This window comes from Sphaerotilus uruguayifluvii, assembly GCF_013294065.1.
Taxonomy (GTDB): domain Bacteria; phylum Pseudomonadota; class Gammaproteobacteria; order Burkholderiales; family Burkholderiaceae_C; genus Sphaerotilus; species Sphaerotilus uruguayifluvii.
In genome coordinates, this window is the sequence record NZ_JABSNM010000005.1 from 187,993 (window position 1) to 201,801 (window position 13,809).

16 protein-coding genes are annotated in these 13,809 nt (G+C 71.7%); 4 read left to right on the forward strand and 12 right to left on the reverse strand.

Annotation, left to right across the window (positions count from 1 at the left end; all coding sequences use genetic code 11):
* Positions 1 to 2: 2 nt before the first annotated feature.
* Entirely contained in the window at positions 3 to 773 is a 771-nt protein-coding gene (locus HNQ01_RS07765) for a BPSS1780 family membrane protein (RefSeq protein WP_173804791.1), read from the reverse strand.
* A 22-nt stretch (positions 774 to 795) separates the two neighbouring features.
* Positions 796 to 1,767 carry a homoserine kinase gene (locus HNQ01_RS07770; RefSeq protein ID WP_173804792.1) on the reverse strand — a complete coding sequence of 324 codons (972 nt, stop codon included), beginning with the start codon at positions 1,765 to 1,767 and terminating at the stop codon, positions 796 to 798.
* A gap of 103 nt (positions 1,768 to 1,870) precedes the next feature.
* Here HNQ01_RS07770 and polA point away from each other — a divergent pair, with 103 nt between their 5' ends.
* Positions 1,871 to 4,705, forward strand: coding sequence for a DNA polymerase I (polA, locus tag HNQ01_RS07775; RefSeq protein WP_173804793.1), 2,835 nt, complete (start codon positions 1,871 to 1,873; stop codon positions 4,703 to 4,705).
* A gap of 37 nt (positions 4,706 to 4,742) precedes the next feature.
* On the opposite strand, the gene HNQ01_RS07780 is transcribed toward polA, so the two are convergent.
* Positions 4,743 to 5,528 carry a ParA family protein gene (locus HNQ01_RS07780; RefSeq protein WP_173804794.1) on the reverse strand — a complete coding sequence of 262 codons (786 nt, stop codon included), beginning with the start codon at positions 5,526 to 5,528 and terminating at the stop codon, positions 4,743 to 4,745.
* 242 nt (positions 5,529 to 5,770) lie between these two features.
* On the opposite strand from HNQ01_RS07780, the gene HNQ01_RS07785 reads away from it, so the two are divergent.
* The 3 genes from HNQ01_RS07785 (at position 5,771) to HNQ01_RS07795 (ending at position 7,476) form a co-directional block, all read left to right on the forward strand.
* Entirely contained in the window at positions 5,771 to 6,271 is a 501-nt protein-coding gene (locus tag HNQ01_RS07785; protein ID WP_173804795.1) for a hypothetical protein, read from the forward strand.
* Between the two features lie 146 nt (positions 6,272 to 6,417).
* Complete coding sequence (locus tag HNQ01_RS07790; RefSeq protein WP_173804796.1) at positions 6,418 to 6,804, forward strand: hypothetical protein; 387 nt, start codon at positions 6,418 to 6,420, stop codon at positions 6,802 to 6,804.
* 42 nt (positions 6,805 to 6,846) lie between these two features.
* Positions 6,847 to 7,476, forward strand: a complete 630-nt coding sequence (locus HNQ01_RS07795; protein ID WP_173804797.1) for a hypothetical protein — start codon at positions 6,847 to 6,849, stop codon at positions 7,474 to 7,476.
* 31 nt (positions 7,477 to 7,507) lie between these two features.
* On the opposite strand, the gene HNQ01_RS07800 is transcribed toward HNQ01_RS07795, so the two are convergent.
* From HNQ01_RS07800 to HNQ01_RS07840, 9 genes are all read right to left on the reverse strand, one after another.
* A complete protein-coding gene (locus tag HNQ01_RS07800) occupies positions 7,508 to 8,737 on the reverse strand; it encodes an MFS transporter (RefSeq protein WP_173804798.1) in 1,230 nt (409 codons plus the stop codon).
* Positions 8,734 to 9,456 carry an urease accessory protein UreF gene (locus tag HNQ01_RS07805; RefSeq protein ID WP_173804799.1) on the reverse strand — a complete coding sequence of 241 codons (723 nt, stop codon included), beginning with the start codon at positions 9,454 to 9,456 and terminating at the stop codon, positions 8,734 to 8,736. The genes HNQ01_RS07800 and HNQ01_RS07805 overlap by 4 nt, the downstream gene beginning before the upstream one ends.
* Positions 9,457 to 9,468: 12 nt before the next feature.
* Positions 9,469 to 10,119, reverse strand: coding sequence for an urease accessory protein UreE (gene ureE, locus HNQ01_RS07810; RefSeq protein ID WP_173804879.1), 651 nt, complete (start codon positions 10,117 to 10,119; stop codon positions 9,469 to 9,471).
* Positions 10,120 to 10,170: 51 nt separating this feature from the next.
* A complete protein-coding gene (locus HNQ01_RS07815; RefSeq protein ID WP_173804800.1) occupies positions 10,171 to 10,479 on the reverse strand; it encodes a hypothetical protein in 309 nt (102 codons plus the stop codon).
* A gap of 201 nt (positions 10,480 to 10,680) precedes the next feature.
* The gene (locus tag HNQ01_RS07820) at positions 10,681 to 11,076 is read right to left on the reverse strand and encodes a c-type cytochrome (RefSeq protein ID WP_286180577.1); all 396 of its coding nucleotides are present in this window, start codon (positions 11,074 to 11,076) and stop codon (positions 10,681 to 10,683) included.
* Positions 11,077 to 11,183: 107 nt separating this feature from the next.
* The gene (ureC, locus tag HNQ01_RS07825) at positions 11,184 to 12,923 is read right to left on the reverse strand and encodes an urease subunit alpha (protein WP_173804801.1); all 1,740 of its coding nucleotides are present in this window, start codon (positions 12,921 to 12,923) and stop codon (positions 11,184 to 11,186) included.
* A 1-nt stretch (position 12,924) separates the two neighbouring features.
* Entirely contained in the window at positions 12,925 to 13,230 is a 306-nt protein-coding gene (locus HNQ01_RS07830) for an urease subunit beta (RefSeq protein ID WP_173804802.1), read from the reverse strand.
* A gap of 25 nt (positions 13,231 to 13,255) precedes the next feature.
* Positions 13,256 to 13,432: a hypothetical protein gene (locus HNQ01_RS07835; protein WP_173804803.1), complete on the reverse strand. Its 177-nt coding sequence runs from the start codon at positions 13,430 to 13,432 to the stop codon at positions 13,256 to 13,258.
* Between the two features lie 62 nt (positions 13,433 to 13,494).
* A complete protein-coding gene (locus tag HNQ01_RS07840) occupies positions 13,495 to 13,797 on the reverse strand; it encodes an urease subunit gamma (RefSeq protein WP_173804804.1) in 303 nt (100 codons plus the stop codon).
* Positions 13,798 to 13,809 lie beyond the last annotated feature (12 nt).

The window sequence follows — 13,809 nt, forward strand, 5'->3', positions numbered from 1 at the left end:
GTTCAATCCTCGAAATCGATGCAGCCGTCGATGCTGGCCTGCAGCGAGGCGTAGAAGGCGGCCGAGAACATCAGTGCCGCGGGCATCACCAGCACCATGCCGGCCGGGCCCAGGCCGAGCAGCGTCACCAGCGCGGCCAGCACCGCCGACAGCAGCAGGTCCGCGCCGATCCAGCACAGGCCGTAGACCACCATCGCGCCGAGGTGGCGCAGCGTGGCGGTGGCGCTGACGAACAGCGACTTGGCCAGGCCGGCCTGGGTGCGGGTGGCCACCACCGGGGCATGCCAGAACAGCAGCACCAGCGGGATCAGCAGCGCCGCGCGCAGCACCATGCCCTGCTGCAGCGTCGCCACCGTCGCCAGCATCGCGTCGCTGGCCGCCTCGCTGTCGTGGAAGGCTTCCCAGGCCTCGGCCATGCCGGGGTCGAGCAGGTCGCCCAGCGCCAGCAGCATCCAGGCGCCGAAGGCGTGCAGCAGGCCCAGGCCGAGCAGCGTCGGCCGGGCCGGGCCGCGCAGCGGCACCAGCAGCTGCGTCAGCCGCGGCATCTCGCCGGACTGCATCGCCCGGCCGACCTCGTGCCAGCCGGCGGTCAGCGCCGGCATCAGCGCCGCCACCAGCAGCCCGCCCAGCCCGGGCAGGCCCAGCAGCAGCGACAGCGTGAACATCGCCGCGGCGAACAGGCCGGTCAGCGCCATCGGCGCAGCGCGCAGCCGGCTCACGCCGGCGAGCATCCAGCGCAGGCCGTCGCGCGGCGTGGTCTGGCGCAGCTTCATCGTCGCGGCTCCGGTGCGGCGTTCAGCCGCGCACCCAGTGCCACGGGTTGGCCACGCGCTCGCGCAGCACCCGCTCGAAGTGGGTCGGGTCGTGCGGCTTGAGCATCGAGGCCTCGCGCGGCAGGTGGAAGTCCCACAGCCGCGAGGTCCAGAAGCGCAGCGCGCCGGCGCGCATCATCGCCGGCAGCAGACGCAGCTCGTCGGCGCTCAGCGGGCATTCGGCGTCGTAGGCGGCGACCATCGCGCTGGCGCGGTCCTCGTCGAGGCGGCCGGTGGGCAGGTCGATGCACCAGTCGTTCAGGCACACGGCCAGGTCGAACAGCCAGGTGTCGACGCCGGCGAAGTAGAAGTCGAAGAAGCCGGTGAGCTTCTCGTGGCCGGGCAGGCCGTCGAACATCACGTTGTCGCGGAACAGGTCGGCGTGGATCGGGCCGCGCGGCAGCGCCTGGTAGCCGGCGGTCTCGGCCAGATGGCGCTGGAAGGCCAGCTCGTCCTCGATGAGCCGGCGGGCGCTCTCGTCCATGTGCGGCACCACCACCGGCACCGTCTCGATCCACCAGGACAGGCCGCGCAGGTTGGGCTGGTGGCGCGGGTAGTCGCGCCCGGCCAAGTGCATGCGTGCCAGCATCTGGCCGACCTGGCGGCAGTGCCAGACCGAGGGCGCGAGCTGGTGGCCGCCGGAGAGCCGGTCCACCAGCGCCGCGGGCTTGCCGCAGACGGTGTGCAGGATCTCGCCGCTGGCGTCGGCCTGCGGATCGGGCACCGGGATGCCGCGCCCGGCCAGGTGCTTCATCAGGTGCAGGTAGAAGGGCAGCTGCTCGTGCGTCAGGCGCTCGAACAGCGTCAGCACCCACTCGCCGCGCTCGGTCGTCACGAAGTAGTTGGTGTTCTCGATGCCCGAGGCGATGCCGCGCAGCGCGGTGACGGGCCCCAGGCCCAGACGGTCGACGAGCGCCTGGGCGTCGGCGAGGGAGACTTCGGTGAAGACGGCCATCGGAGAACAGTGCAGCGAGCAGCGGAGGAGCGGGCGAAACGCGGATTGTAGGCGGCGCCGTCCGTGAGCCACGTCACGCCGGGCGATCGCCGACAATTCCGCCATGAACGATGCCCCCGCCTGCGCCGACCGCCCGACGATGCTGCTGATCGACGGCTCGAGCTATCTCTACCGCGCCTACCACGCCATGGCCGACCTGCGCGGCCCCGACGGCGAGCCCACCGGCGCGATCCACGGCTTCGTGGCGATGCTGCGCCGCATCGCCAAGGACATTCCGAGCGAGCACGCGGTCTGCGTCTTCGACGCCAAGGGCCCGACCTTCCGCGACGAGATCTATCCCGAGTACAAGGCGCACCGCGCGCCGATGCCCGACGACCTGCGCGCGCAGGTCGCGCCTATCCACGAGGTGGTGCGGCTGCTGGGCTGGCCGGTGCTGGAGGTGCCCGGCATCGAGGCCGACGACGCCATCGGCACGCTGGCGCGGGTGGCCGCGGCCAGCGGTCACCGGGTGGTCGTCTCCACCGGCGACAAGGACCTGGCGCAGCTGGTCACGCCGGAGGTCACGCTGGTCAACACGATGACGAACGAGACGCTCGACGAGGCCGGCGTGCTGGCCAAGTTCGGCGTGCGCCCCGAGCGCATCATCGACTACCTGACCCTCATCGGCGACGCGGTCGACAACGTGCCCGGCGTGGCCAAGGTCGGACCGAAGACGGCCGTGAAGTGGCTGCAGGAGCACGGCTCGCTCGAGGGCGTGATGGCCGCGGCCGCCACGATCAAGGGCGTGACCGGCGAGAACCTGCGCCAGGCGCTGGGCTGGCTGCCCACCGGGCGCGAGCTGATCACGGTGCGCACCGACTGCGACCTGTCGGCGCAGGTGGCGGGCTGGCCGGGGCTCGACGCGCTGGCGCTCCGGCCGGTGGACCGCGCCGGCCTGCTGGACTTCCTGGTGCGCCACGGCTTCCGCACCTGGCGCACCGAGATCGAGCGCGAGATCGCCGCAGAGGCGGCCGCGCAGGCGGCAGCCTCGGCGGCGTCCCCGGGCCCGCGTGCCGGCGAGACTGGCGACCTGTTCGCCTTCGACGACGCGCCCGCCGACGCCCCGGCCGCCGAGGCCGCTGCTGCCGCGCCCGAGTACGAGACGGTGCTGACCCGCGAGGCGCTGGCCGTCTGGCTGGACAAGGTGCGTGCGGCCGAGCTGGTCGCGCTCGACACCGAGACCGATTCGCTCGACCCGATGCGCGCGCGCGTGGTCGGCATCAGCCTGGCGGTGCAGCCGCGCGAGGCCGCCTACATCCCGCTGGCGCATGACGGGCTGGATGCGCCCGCGCAGCTGCCGCTCGACGAGGTGCTGGCCCTGCTGCGGCCGTGGCTGGAGGATGCCGGCGCGGCCAAGGTCGGCCAGAACGTCAAGTACGACACCCATGTCTTCGCCAACCACGGCATCGCGGTGCGCGGCTGGCAGCACGACACGATGCTGCAGAGCTATGTGCTCGAGGCGCACCGGCCGCACTCGCTCGAGAGCCTGGCGCAGCGCCACCTCGGCCGCAGCGGCCTGAGCTACGAGGACCTGTGCGGCAAGGGCGTCAAGCAGATCCCGTTCTCGCAGGTGGCGGTCGATCTGGCCACGCGCTACTCGGGCGAGGACAGCGAGATGACGCTGGAGGTGCACCGCACGCTGTGGCCGCAGCTGGTCGAGCCCGGCGCCGAAGGCCTGCGTGCGATCTACGAGACGCTGGAAATGCCGGTGTCGGCGCTCCTGGCGCGCATCGAGCGCCACGGCGTGTGCATCGACGCCGAGGTGCTGGAGGCGCAGAGCCGCGAGCTGGCCGAGCGCCTGGTCGAGCTGGAGGCCAAGGCGCACGAGATCGCCGGCCAGCCCTTCAACCTCGGCAGCCCGAAGCAGCTCGGCGAGATCCTGTTCGGCAAGCTCGGCCTGCCGGTGAAGAAGAAGACCGCCAGCGGCGCGCCCAGCACCGACGAGGAGGTGCTGCAGGAACTGGCCGCCGACTATCCGCTGCCGGCCGTGCTGCTCGAGCACCGCAGCCTGGCCAAGCTGCGCAGCACCTACACCGACAAGCTGCCGCAGATGGTCAACCCCGCCACCGGCCGGGTGCACACCAATTACGCGCAGGCGGTGGCGGTGACCGGCCGGCTGGCCAGCAACGAGCCCAATCTGCAGAACATCCCCGTGCGCACGCCCGAGGGCCGGCGGGTGCGCGAGGCCTTCGTGGCGCCGCCGGGCCATGTGCTGGTCAGCGCCGACTACTCGCAGATCGAGCTGCGCATCATGGCGCACCTGTCGGACGATCCGGCGCTGCTGCACGCCTTCGCCGAGGGCCTGGACGTGCACCGCGCCACCGCGGCGGAGGTCTTCGGCGTGCCGCTGGCCGAGGTCACACCTGAGCAGCGCCGCTACGCCAAGACCATCAACTTCGGCCTGATCTACGGCATGGGTGCCTTCGGCCTGGCGCAGAGCCTGGGCATCGAGCCGAAGGCTGCGCGCGACTACATCGAGCGCTACTTCGCCCGCTACCCCGGCGTGCGCCGCTTCATGGACGAGACGCGCGCGCAGGCGGCCGAGCGCGGCTATGTCGAGACGCTGTTCGGCCGGCGCATCCATCTGGTCGACATCCGCGGCGGCAGCGGCCCGCGCCGCGCAGCCGCCGAGCGCCAGGCGATCAACGCGCCGATGCAGGGCACCGCCTCCGACCTGATCAAGCGCGCGATGCTGGCGGTGCAGGACGCGATCGACACCCAGGGCCGCGCCACCCGCATCGTCATGCAGGTGCACGACGAGCTGGTGCTGGAGGTGCCCGAGGCCGAGCTGGACTGGGTGCGCGCCGAGGTGCCTGCGCGCATGGCCGGCGTGGCCGCGCTGAAGGTGCCGCTGCTGGCCGAGGTGGGCGTCGGGCGCAACTGGGACGAGGCGCACTGAGCGGGGCGGCGGCGCCCGCCTTGGCGTCTGTGCCGGCTCAGCCGGCGGCGGCCAGCCCCGGCTCCAGCCGCGCGTGCAGCGCGACGAATTCCTGCGTCAGCCGGTGCTTCGGGTCGAGGTGGATCAGCGGCAGCGACTGCTCGTGCGATTCCTTCACCCGCACCGTCGACGACAGGTAGGGCTCGAGCACCGGCAGGCCCTCGGCCACCAGCTCGCCGACGATCTTGCGCGGCAGCGTCGCGCGCGGCTGGAACTGGTTGACGACGATGCCCTCGACCGTCAGGCCGCGGTTGTGGTCGGCCTGCAGCTCGCGCACGTTCTCCAGCAGCGCGTAGAGCGCGCGGCGCGAGAAGTCGTCGCAGTCGAACGGGATCAGGCAGCGCTCCGAGGCGATCAGCGCCGAGCGGGTGTAGAAGTTCAGCGCCGGCGGCGTGTCGATCCAGATGCGGTCATAGCGGTCGGCCAGCTCGTCGAGCGCGTCGCGCAGCTTGTAGATCTTGTAGCGCGACTCCAGCTTGCCCTGCAGCTCCTCCAGCGCCGGGCTGGAGGGCATCAGGTGCAGATGCTCGAAGGGCGTGGGCACGACGAAGCCCTCGGCGCCTTTCGGGTTCACCGTGAAGCGCAGCGTCTGCTCGAAGAAGGCCGCCAGGTCGGTGCCGGGTGCATCCGCTCCGGCGCCGAGCAGGTAGCGGGTGCTGTTGCCCTGCGCATCGAGATCGAGCAGCAGCGTGCGCAGCCCGCGGCTGGCGCTGATCGCGGCGAGATTGCAGGCGATGGTGGACTTGCCGACCCCGCCCTTCTGGTTGAAGACGACGCGACGCATCGCAGGACTCCTCGGTGCTGTTTGCCATGTGGCCTGAGCCGGAGCCGCGATTGTCGCAGGTCCGTCCCGCGGGTCTGCGGGGGCGTGTTGCGTTGCAGCATCCCGACGCCGCCCCCTGGACATCCCGCGACCCCGGGGGGCGGCCACCCCTCGGACCATCCGGTATCGCACCAGAATCCCCCGCATCCCGAAATGAACATCTGTCGTCAAGAGAACGCATCGCGAGGGGGAGTTCGCGCAACATGGCCGTACCGCATGTGAACATCCGGTTTTCCGGATACTGGAGCGATTTCAACATCGGCCTGATGCCGCGCCGGCCGGGCCTGTTCTGCGTCTACCGGGCGCGCTTCGACGATCTGGACAAGACGACGACGATGCTCGAGCTGCTGCACGTCGGCGCGTCGGCCAACGTGCACCAGAGCGTCTCGCAGCACCGCGATCACGGCCGCTGGCGCACCCGGCTCGGACCGGGCGAGTCGCTGTCCTTCAGCTTCGGTTCGGTCGCCGAGGACGATCTGGCCGCCTGCGAGCTGGCGATGCTGATGCGCCACCGCCCGCCGCTGAGCGGTTCCGTGCCCGACCACTTCCCCTTCGGCGGCATGACGGTCTCGCTCGACGGCCGCACGCCGCTGCTCGACCGCCAGTTCACCGTCGGCACCGCGACCGTCGGCGGCTTTTCCGGGCGCGGCTCGGCCTGGCTGCGCCGCGGCATCGAGCGGCTGCGCACCAGCGTCAGCGGCTGAGGGCGTGCGGTCGATTGCACTCTGTTTCCACCTGGAAACATTTCCAAGGGATGACGCAGATGTGAACAAGTTGAAAAATCGGGGCTTTTCCCGTGAGGATTCCTGCATCCTGCCGGTTGCCCTGATTCTTTTCCGCTGCCGATTGCATGACTGACGCCCTGGCTCTGCTGACCGACCGCCTCCGCGAGGCCCTCGGCACCGAATTCGGAGAGATCCGCTTCTGGGGCTTTGCCGTGGTCAGGCCGAACGACCGCGCCTGGCGGCTGGAGTCGGTCAGCCGCGAGGGCGAGTCGGTGCTGCTGGGCCTGTGCGATGCCGGCGGCACGCCGGTGCCGGCGCTGCTGTGCATCGAGCAGCCGGTCGGGCTGACGCTGTCGGCGCACGGGCTGACCCTCGAGCGCGCGGCGCGGCTGGGCTTCGATGGCCATGAGGCCTGGCCCGAGCCCGACGGGCGCAGCTACGGTCTGGCCACGCCGCGCGGCACCGGCCGCTTCGAGATCCAGGGCCTGCCGGCGCTGACGCTGCAGGTCTGATCCCCGCGGGAGCGGTTCGACGGTTCAAGCGAGGAGATGGAGATGGCAATGGGTTTTTCCGGCGGCCTGCGGGTCGCGGCGATGGGCTGCGCGCTGCTGCTGGCCGCCTGCGGCGGCGGCGATGACGGCAACGGCCTGCAGCCGCAGATCGCCGCCAGCGCCGAGGTGCTGCAGTCCGGCGACGCGGGCTACGAGCGCGCGGTGATCGGCTCGGCGGTCAAGGCGGCCGGCCAGGGCGGCGTGTCCGAGGGCTTCGTGATCCGCATCGTGCAGGACATCCCGGTCTGGCGCATGTGGAGCGGCCCGGCCAAGATCGATTCCCGCGGCAACACCAACCGCATGGGCGGCTGGTGGTCCTACGACGCGCCGAAGGGCACGGTGCAGCAGTACCGCGCCGCCTACGAGATCTGCAATGGCTGGAACGACCTGAAGTGGGTCGTCAAGTGCACGCTGAAGGCCGGCTCGGTCGTCGTCGTCGGTCCCGGCCAGTCGGTCTCGGCGCAGACCTGCGGCGATGTCACCGGCCTCGAGAACTACGCGGCCAATCCGGTCGACTGGCAGCTCTACATCGACAAGCCGTGGAACCGCGGCGCCGAGCTGGTCTGCCCGGACGTGTCGGCCGACTACGAGGCCGACCCGGCCGACATCTCGCGCGCGAAGACCGCGTCCTGAGCCGGGTTCGCGCGCCGGTGCGGGGCTGGCGTCATGCCGGTCCGGCCGGTCCGGCGTGCAGCCGGTCGCGGGCCCACAGCGCCGGAAAGAGCCGGGTCCACAGCCCGGCCACCAGCAGCACGCCCACGCCGCCCAGCAGCACCGAGCCCACCGGCCCGAGCAGCGCGGCGGTGGCGCCCGACTCGAACTCGCCGAGCTGGTTGCTCGCGCCGATGAAGACCGAGTTGACCGCGCTGACCCGGCCGCGCATCTCGTCGGGCGTGCCCAGCTGCACCAGCGTCTGGCGGATCACCACGCTGACCATGTCCGCCGCGCCCGAGACCGCCAGCGCGATCAGCGACAGCCAGAACGACGCCGACAGCGCGAACACCAGCATCGCCACGCCGAAGACCGCGACCGCGCCGATCAGCGTGCGCCCGACGCGGCGCTCGAGCGGGTGGCGCGCCAGCCAGACCGACAGCAGCAGCGCGCCGACGGCCGGCGCCGCGCGCAGCAGCCCCAGTCCCCACGGGCCGACATGCAGGATGTCCTTCGCGAACATCGGCAGCAGCGCGGTCGCGCCGCCCAGCAGCACCGCGAACAGGTCGAGCGAGATCGCGCCCAGCATCACCGGCTGGCCGCGCAGGAAGCCGATGCCGGCCAGCACGCTGCGCCAGCTCGCCGGCTCCTTCGGGGGCGGCACGCGCTGGTAGCGCACGGTCGCGGCGCAGGCGCAGGCCGCCAGCAGCAGCGCCGTGCCGGCCGCATGCACGGTGGCGGCGCCCTGAACGTACAGCAGCCCGCCCAGCGCCGGGCCGCCGATGATGGCCATCTGCATGCCGCTCGAGCCGAGCGCGACGGCCTGCGCCAGCAGCGTCGGCGGCACCAGCAGCGCCGGCAGCGCCTGGGTCGCCGGCATCTGGAAGGCCTTGGCGACGCCCAGCAGCACCGACACCGCCAGGATCAGCTCCCGGTTCATCCAGCCGCCGTGCGTGCCCAGCGCCAGCGCGAGCGCGGCCAGCGCCTGCAGCGCGGTGGCGGCCAGCATGATCCGGCCGCGATGGAGGCGGTCGGCGACATGGCCGGCGGGCAGCGTCAGCAGCAGCGCCGGCGCGAACTGCGCCAGGCCGACCAGGCCGAGGTCCCAGGCGCTGCCGGTCAGGTCGTACATCTGCCAGCCCAGCGCCACCATCAGCATCTGCGAGGCCGTCTGCGTCAGCACCCGGGCCAGCCAGTAGCCGACATAGGCCGGCCGCGCCATCAGCTCGCGCATCGCGCTCATGAGCGGAACAGCCGCGAGTACTGCGCCTCGTGCCGGGCCGACAGGATGGCCAGCATCGGCGCATGCGCCTGGCGCTCGCCGTCGGTGCAGGCCAGCGCGAGATCGACCGCTTCCGGCGCTGCCTCGACCAGCCGGGCGAGCATGCGCTGGCCAGCGCTCTGGCCCAGCGGCACGGCCTTGATCGCCGCCTGCACCATGTTCTCGGCCCAGCCGAAGGCCTGCGCCAGCAGCGCCTCGCGCAGCGGCGCGCCGCTGCGCTCGACCGCCAGCGCGAACGCGACCGGCCAGGTCGGTGCGGGCCTGAGCGCCGCCAGCTGGGCGATGCGTGCGTCGGGCGCCTCGGCGCCGGCGTCGCGGGTGCGCAGCCACTCGAGCAGCGAGCGGCCCATCTGCTCGGTCTGCAGGCGCATCTCCATCGTCTCGCGGGTCATGCGCACCCAGTCGTTGAGCTCGGCGATGCGCGCGGCATCGCCCCGGGCCCAGGCCCGGTGCGCCGCGGCGCTGACGGCCAGGTCGGCGCGGGCCTGCGCCAGCCGGAGCTGGTCGACCAGCCAGGTGCCGGCCGAGGCCTCGCCGTCGATGCGGCCGGACTCGACCGCCGCCTCGAGGCCCTCGGAATAGCTGAAGCCGCCGACCGGCAGCGCCGGCGAGGCCAGCCACATCAGCTGCAGCAGTGCCGACGCCGTCAGCGGCGCCGGGCGGGAAATCACCTTCGGCATCGGGGCGCGGCGTCAGTGATCGTGGTGGCCATGCCCGTGGTCGTGACCGCAGCCGGGGCCGTGCACATGCGGCGCGGCCTCGGCGCGCACCGCGATGCCGATCGGGCGGCCGCGGACGGGGGCCGGTGCCGGGGCGTGCGCGTGCCCATGGTCGTGCGGATGGCCGTGCCCGTGATCGTGAGCATGTCCGTGGCCGTGGGCATGGGAGCCTGCGGCGTAGGCGCCGCCCTCGGGCTCGAAGGCGGCCTGCGTCTCGGTGACGATCAGGTGCATCTGGCGCAGCATGTCGGCCAGCACATGGTCAGGCTCGAGCTTGAGGTGGTCGGGCTGCAGCTCGAGCTGCACATGGCGGTTGCCGAGGTGGTAGGCCGCGCGCAGCAGGTCGAAGGGCGTGCCGTGCTCGGCGCAGATGCGCACCTCCAGCACCGGCTGGGCCGCGGCGACGACCTTCACCATCGAGCCGTCCTCGGCCACCAGCACGTCGCCGCCGCGCACCAGCGTGCCGCGCGGCAGGAAGACGCCGAGATGGCGACCGGTGCTGTCGGTGATGTCGAAGCGGCTCTTCTGGCGCACGTCCCAGTCGAGCTCGACGCTCGGCGCGCGGTTGAGCAGCACGCGGGCGAGGCCGCGCCCCTGGGGCAGGATCTTGTTGACGGTCAGCATGATCGCCGCATTGTGCGGCAAGGCCGTCCTCCGTGCCGGCGCGGCCGGCGCTCAGCCGCGCAGCCGGATCATCAGGCGCTGGTGCCACGGCCGCTCGTGCCACGCGGCCAGCGCGCGGTCGGCGAACTGCGCGCCCACCGCCGTCAGCCGGAAATAGCGCAGCCCGGCAAAGCCGTCCGGATTGTCGAACTCGGCCACCAGGCCGTACTCGTGCAGCGTGCGGAAGGACCAGTGCAGTCCGGAGCCGTCGAGCACGCAGGTGCGTGCATCCCGGTCGAGCGCGACGATGACATGGCCGCGACGCAGGGCGGCGAGCGCGTCGACGAACTCGCCGCAGTGGATCAGGGAAGGGGTGCTCATGCTGCGCTCCCGTTGGCAGCCTTCTGCATCGGTCCCGATCCCGCACCGGTCCTCGCGCAGCCACTGCGAGCCAGGGACGATAGCGAAGCCCCGGTCCGGCCATCCGTCGAACTGGGGTGCCTTCGTCACGCAGAGGGACAAATGATGGAGAAAGCCGGCACGTGCCGGCATTTGTGCCACCCCCGCGACGGCCTCCGGGGCTCAGGGCACCAGCACGAGGATCCAGTCGACCAGCACCCGCGCGTCCTCGGCGCTCAGCGCGTCGGCGTTCGGCGGCATCGCCTCGGCGCCGACCTTGCCGGCCCAGTGGCGACGCTTCGGGTCGGAGCCGTCGAGCACGGTGCGCACCAGCGTGTCGTGCGCGCGCACGTCGTCGCGGTACTTGATCGCGATGTCACGCCAGGCCGGCGCGATCGGCGGCAGCCCGTCGGCGCGCTTCGGCGCCGGCAGCACGGAGTGACAGCGCATGCAGCCGCTGTCGGTGGCCAGGCGGATCATCGCCGCATCGTTCTCGGCCGGCGTGGCCTGGACGGTGCCCGCCAGCGCGGCGCCAGCCAGCAGCATCGCGATCCGGGAAAGGAGAGGGCGCAGAAGCATCGGAACAGCCTTGTCCGTCAGTGAGGATCCGGCCGAGCTTATGCAATGGTCCTGATCGCAGATTGACGATCGTCATGCCGGATGCTTCTGGCTCGCCTTCGACCGGCTCAGAACAGGAAGTAGCGCTGCGCCATCGGCAGGCTCGTCGCCGGCTCGCAGGTCAGCAGCAGGCCGTCGGCGCGCACCGAGTAGGTCTGCGCGTCGATCTCCATCACCGGCGTGTAGCCGTTGTGGACCATGTCCGCCTTCTGCACGGTGCGGCAGCCCTTGACCGTGGCGGTCTGCTTGCGCAGGCCCAGCCGCTCGGGCACGCCGCCGGCCTGTGCGGCCTGCGACAGGAAGGTGAGCGAGGTGCGCGCGAGCGCGCCGCCGAAGCTGCCGAACATCGGCCGGTAGTGCACCGGCTGCGGCGTCGGGATCGAGGCGTTCGGGTCGCCCATCGCGGCCATCGCGATGAAGCCGCCCTTGAGCACCAGGCTGGGCTTGACGCCGAAGAAGGCCGGGCGCCAGAACACCAGATCGGCCCATTTGCCGACCTCGACCGAGCCGACCTCGTGGCTGATGCCGTGCGTGATCGCCGGGTTGATCGTCAGCTTGGCCAGGTAGCGCTTGACGCGGGCGTTGTCGTGGCGGTCGGTGTCGCCGGGCAGCTTGCCGCGCTGCGTCTTCATCTTGTGGGCGGTCTGCCAGCAGCGCAGGATGACCTCGCCGACCCGGCCCATCGCCTGCGAGTCCGACGAGAACATGCTGATCGCGCCCAGGTCATGCAGGATGTCCTCGGCGGCGATGGTCTCGCGGCGGATGCGCGATTCGGCGAAGGCCAGGTCCTCGGCGAGCGACGCGTCGAGGTGGTGGCACACCATCAGCATGTCCAGGTGCTCGTCCAGCGTGTTGACGGTGTACGGGCGCGTGGGGTTGGTGGACGAGGGCAGCACGTTGGCCTCGCCCACCACCTTCATGATGTCGGGCGCGTGGCCGCCGCCGGCGCCTTCGGTGTGGAAGCTGTGGATGGTGCGGCCCTTGAAGGCGGCGACCGTGTCCTCGACGAAGCCCGATTCGTTCAGCGTGTCGGTGTGGATCGCGACCTGGATGTCGGTCTCCTCGGCCACGCTCAGGCAGTTGTCGATCGCCGCCGGCGTCGTGCCCCAGTCCTCGTGCAGCTTGAGACCGATCGCGCCGGCCTCGGCCTGCTGGCGCAGGGCCTCGGGGCGGCTGGCGTTGCCCTTGCCGAGGAAGCCGATGTTCATCGCGAAGGCGTCGGCCGCCTGCAGCATGCGCGCGAGGTTCTCGGGGCCGGGCGTGCAGGTGGTGGCAAACGTCCCGGTGGCCGGGCCGGTGCCGCCGCCGATCATCGTGGTCACGCCCGAGGTCAGCGCCTCCTCGATCTGCTGCGGGCAGATCCAGTGGATGTGCGTGTCGATGCCGCCGGCGGTGACGATCATGCCCTCGCCCGCGATCACCTCGGTGCCGGGGCCGATGACGATGTCGACGCCGGGCTGCACGTCCGGGTTGCCCGCCTTGCCGATCGCGGCGATGCGCGAGCCCCGCAGGCCGATGTCGGCCTTGACGATGCCCCAGTGGTCGAGGATCAGCGCGTTGGTGATGACGCAGTCGACCGCGTCGCCGGGGCCGGGGCCGTTCGGGCGCTGGCTCTGGCCCATGCCGTCGCGGATGGTCTTGCCGCCGCCGAACTTGACCTCCTCGCCGTAGCCGCCGGCGCGCAGGGTCAGGTCCTGCTCGACCTCGATGATCAGGTCGGTGTCGGCCAGGCGCAGGCGGTCGCCCACCGTCGGGCCGAACATCTCGGCATAGGCGCGGCGGGGGAAGGTGGCTTTCGATGTCGTCATGTCAGAGCGCTCCCTGCACCAGGCCGCGGAAGCCCCAGACCTGGCGGTCGCCGGCGAAATCGCACAGCTCGACGGTGCGCTGCTGGCCGGGCTCGAAACGCACCGCCAGTCCGCTGGCGATGTTCAGCCGCATGCCGTGCGCGGCCGCGCGGTCGAAGCGCAGGCCGGCGTTGGTCTCGGCGAAGTGATAGTGCGATCCGACCTGGATCGGGCGGTCGCTGGCGTTCTCGACCACCAGCGTCAGCGTGCGCCGGCCCGGGTTGAGCAGGTGCTCGCCTGCGTCGGTGAAGAGTTCTCCGGGAATCATCGGGGGTCTCCGCAGACAGGCCGCATCACTTGCGGGTGAACCACAGCGCCGCGCCGATGCCGGCGGCCAGCACATACCCGATCGCGTCGGTCGCGTGCCAGTGGGCGCTGCCGGGCAGGCCGTGGCCCTCGTGGGCGAAGGCGGGCAGCGCGGCGCCGAGACTCAGCAGCGCGGTGGACAGCAGGGAGGCGGTCTTCTTCATGGTCAAGGGCAGGGCGGTGAAGGAAGAGCGTGATGCGCAAAATTGGTGCGCACCGACGTGGTTCATGCGATCGGCTGGTGCACGGTCACCAGCTTGGTGCCGTCGGGGAAGGTCGCCTCGACCTGGATCTCGGGGATCATCTCGGCGATGCCGTCCATCACGTCGGCGCGGGCGAGCACGGTCTTGCCCTCGCTCATCAGCGCGGCGACCGACTTGCCGTCGCGCGCGCCTTCCATGATCGCGGCGGTGATCAGCGCCACCGCCTCCGGGTAGTTGAGCTTCAGGCCGCGGGCCCGGCGACGCTCGGCCAGCAGCGCGGCGGTGAAGATCAGCAGCTTGTCCTTCTCGCGAGGGGTGAGTTCCATGGTGCAGGTGCG

Excerpts from the sequence above, each read along its gene's own strand:
- HNQ01_RS07765 (WP_173804791.1), bottom strand. The coding sequence starts at position 773 with ATGAAGCTGCGCCAGACCACGCCGCGCGACGGCCTGCGCTGGATGCTC.
- HNQ01_RS07770 (WP_173804792.1), bottom strand. The coding sequence starts at position 1,767 with ATGGCCGTCTTCACCGAAGTCTCCCTCGCCGACGCCCAGGCGCTCGTC.
- polA (WP_173804793.1), top strand. The coding sequence starts at position 1,871 with ATGAACGATGCCCCCGCCTGCGCCGACCGCCCGACGATGCTGCTGATC.
- HNQ01_RS07780 (WP_173804794.1), bottom strand. The coding sequence starts at position 5,528 with ATGCGTCGCGTCGTCTTCAACCAGAAGGGCGGGGTCGGCAAGTCCACC.
- HNQ01_RS07785 (WP_173804795.1), top strand. The coding sequence starts at position 5,771 with ATGGCCGTACCGCATGTGAACATCCGGTTTTCCGGATACTGGAGCGAT.
- HNQ01_RS07790 (WP_173804796.1), top strand. The coding sequence starts at position 6,418 with ATGACTGACGCCCTGGCTCTGCTGACCGACCGCCTCCGCGAGGCCCTC.
- HNQ01_RS07795 (WP_173804797.1), top strand. The coding sequence starts at position 6,847 with ATGGCAATGGGTTTTTCCGGCGGCCTGCGGGTCGCGGCGATGGGCTGC.
- HNQ01_RS07800 (WP_173804798.1), bottom strand. The coding sequence starts at position 8,737 with ATGAGCGCGATGCGCGAGCTGATGGCGCGGCCGGCCTATGTCGGCTAC.
- HNQ01_RS07805 (WP_173804799.1), bottom strand. The coding sequence starts at position 9,456 with ATGCCGAAGGTGATTTCCCGCCCGGCGCCGCTGACGGCGTCGGCACTG.
- ureE (WP_173804879.1), bottom strand. The coding sequence starts at position 10,119 with ATGCTGACCGTCAACAAGATCCTGCCCCAGGGGCGCGGCCTCGCCCGC.
- HNQ01_RS07815 (WP_173804800.1), bottom strand. The coding sequence starts at position 10,479 with ATGAGCACCCCTTCCCTGATCCACTGCGGCGAGTTCGTCGACGCGCTC.
- HNQ01_RS07820 (WP_286180577.1), bottom strand. The coding sequence starts at position 11,076 with ATGCTTCTGCGCCCTCTCCTTTCCCGGATCGCGATGCTGCTGGCTGGC.
- ureC (WP_173804801.1), bottom strand. The coding sequence starts at position 12,923 with ATGACGACATCGAAAGCCACCTTCCCCCGCCGCGCCTATGCCGAGATG.
- HNQ01_RS07830 (WP_173804802.1), bottom strand. The coding sequence starts at position 13,230 with ATGATTCCCGGAGAACTCTTCACCGACGCAGGCGAGCACCTGCTCAAC.
- HNQ01_RS07835 (WP_173804803.1), bottom strand. The coding sequence starts at position 13,432 with ATGAAGAAGACCGCCTCCCTGCTGTCCACCGCGCTGCTGAGTCTCGGC.
- HNQ01_RS07840 (WP_173804804.1), bottom strand. The coding sequence starts at position 13,797 with ATGGAACTCACCCCTCGCGAGAAGGACAAGCTGCTGATCTTCACCGCC.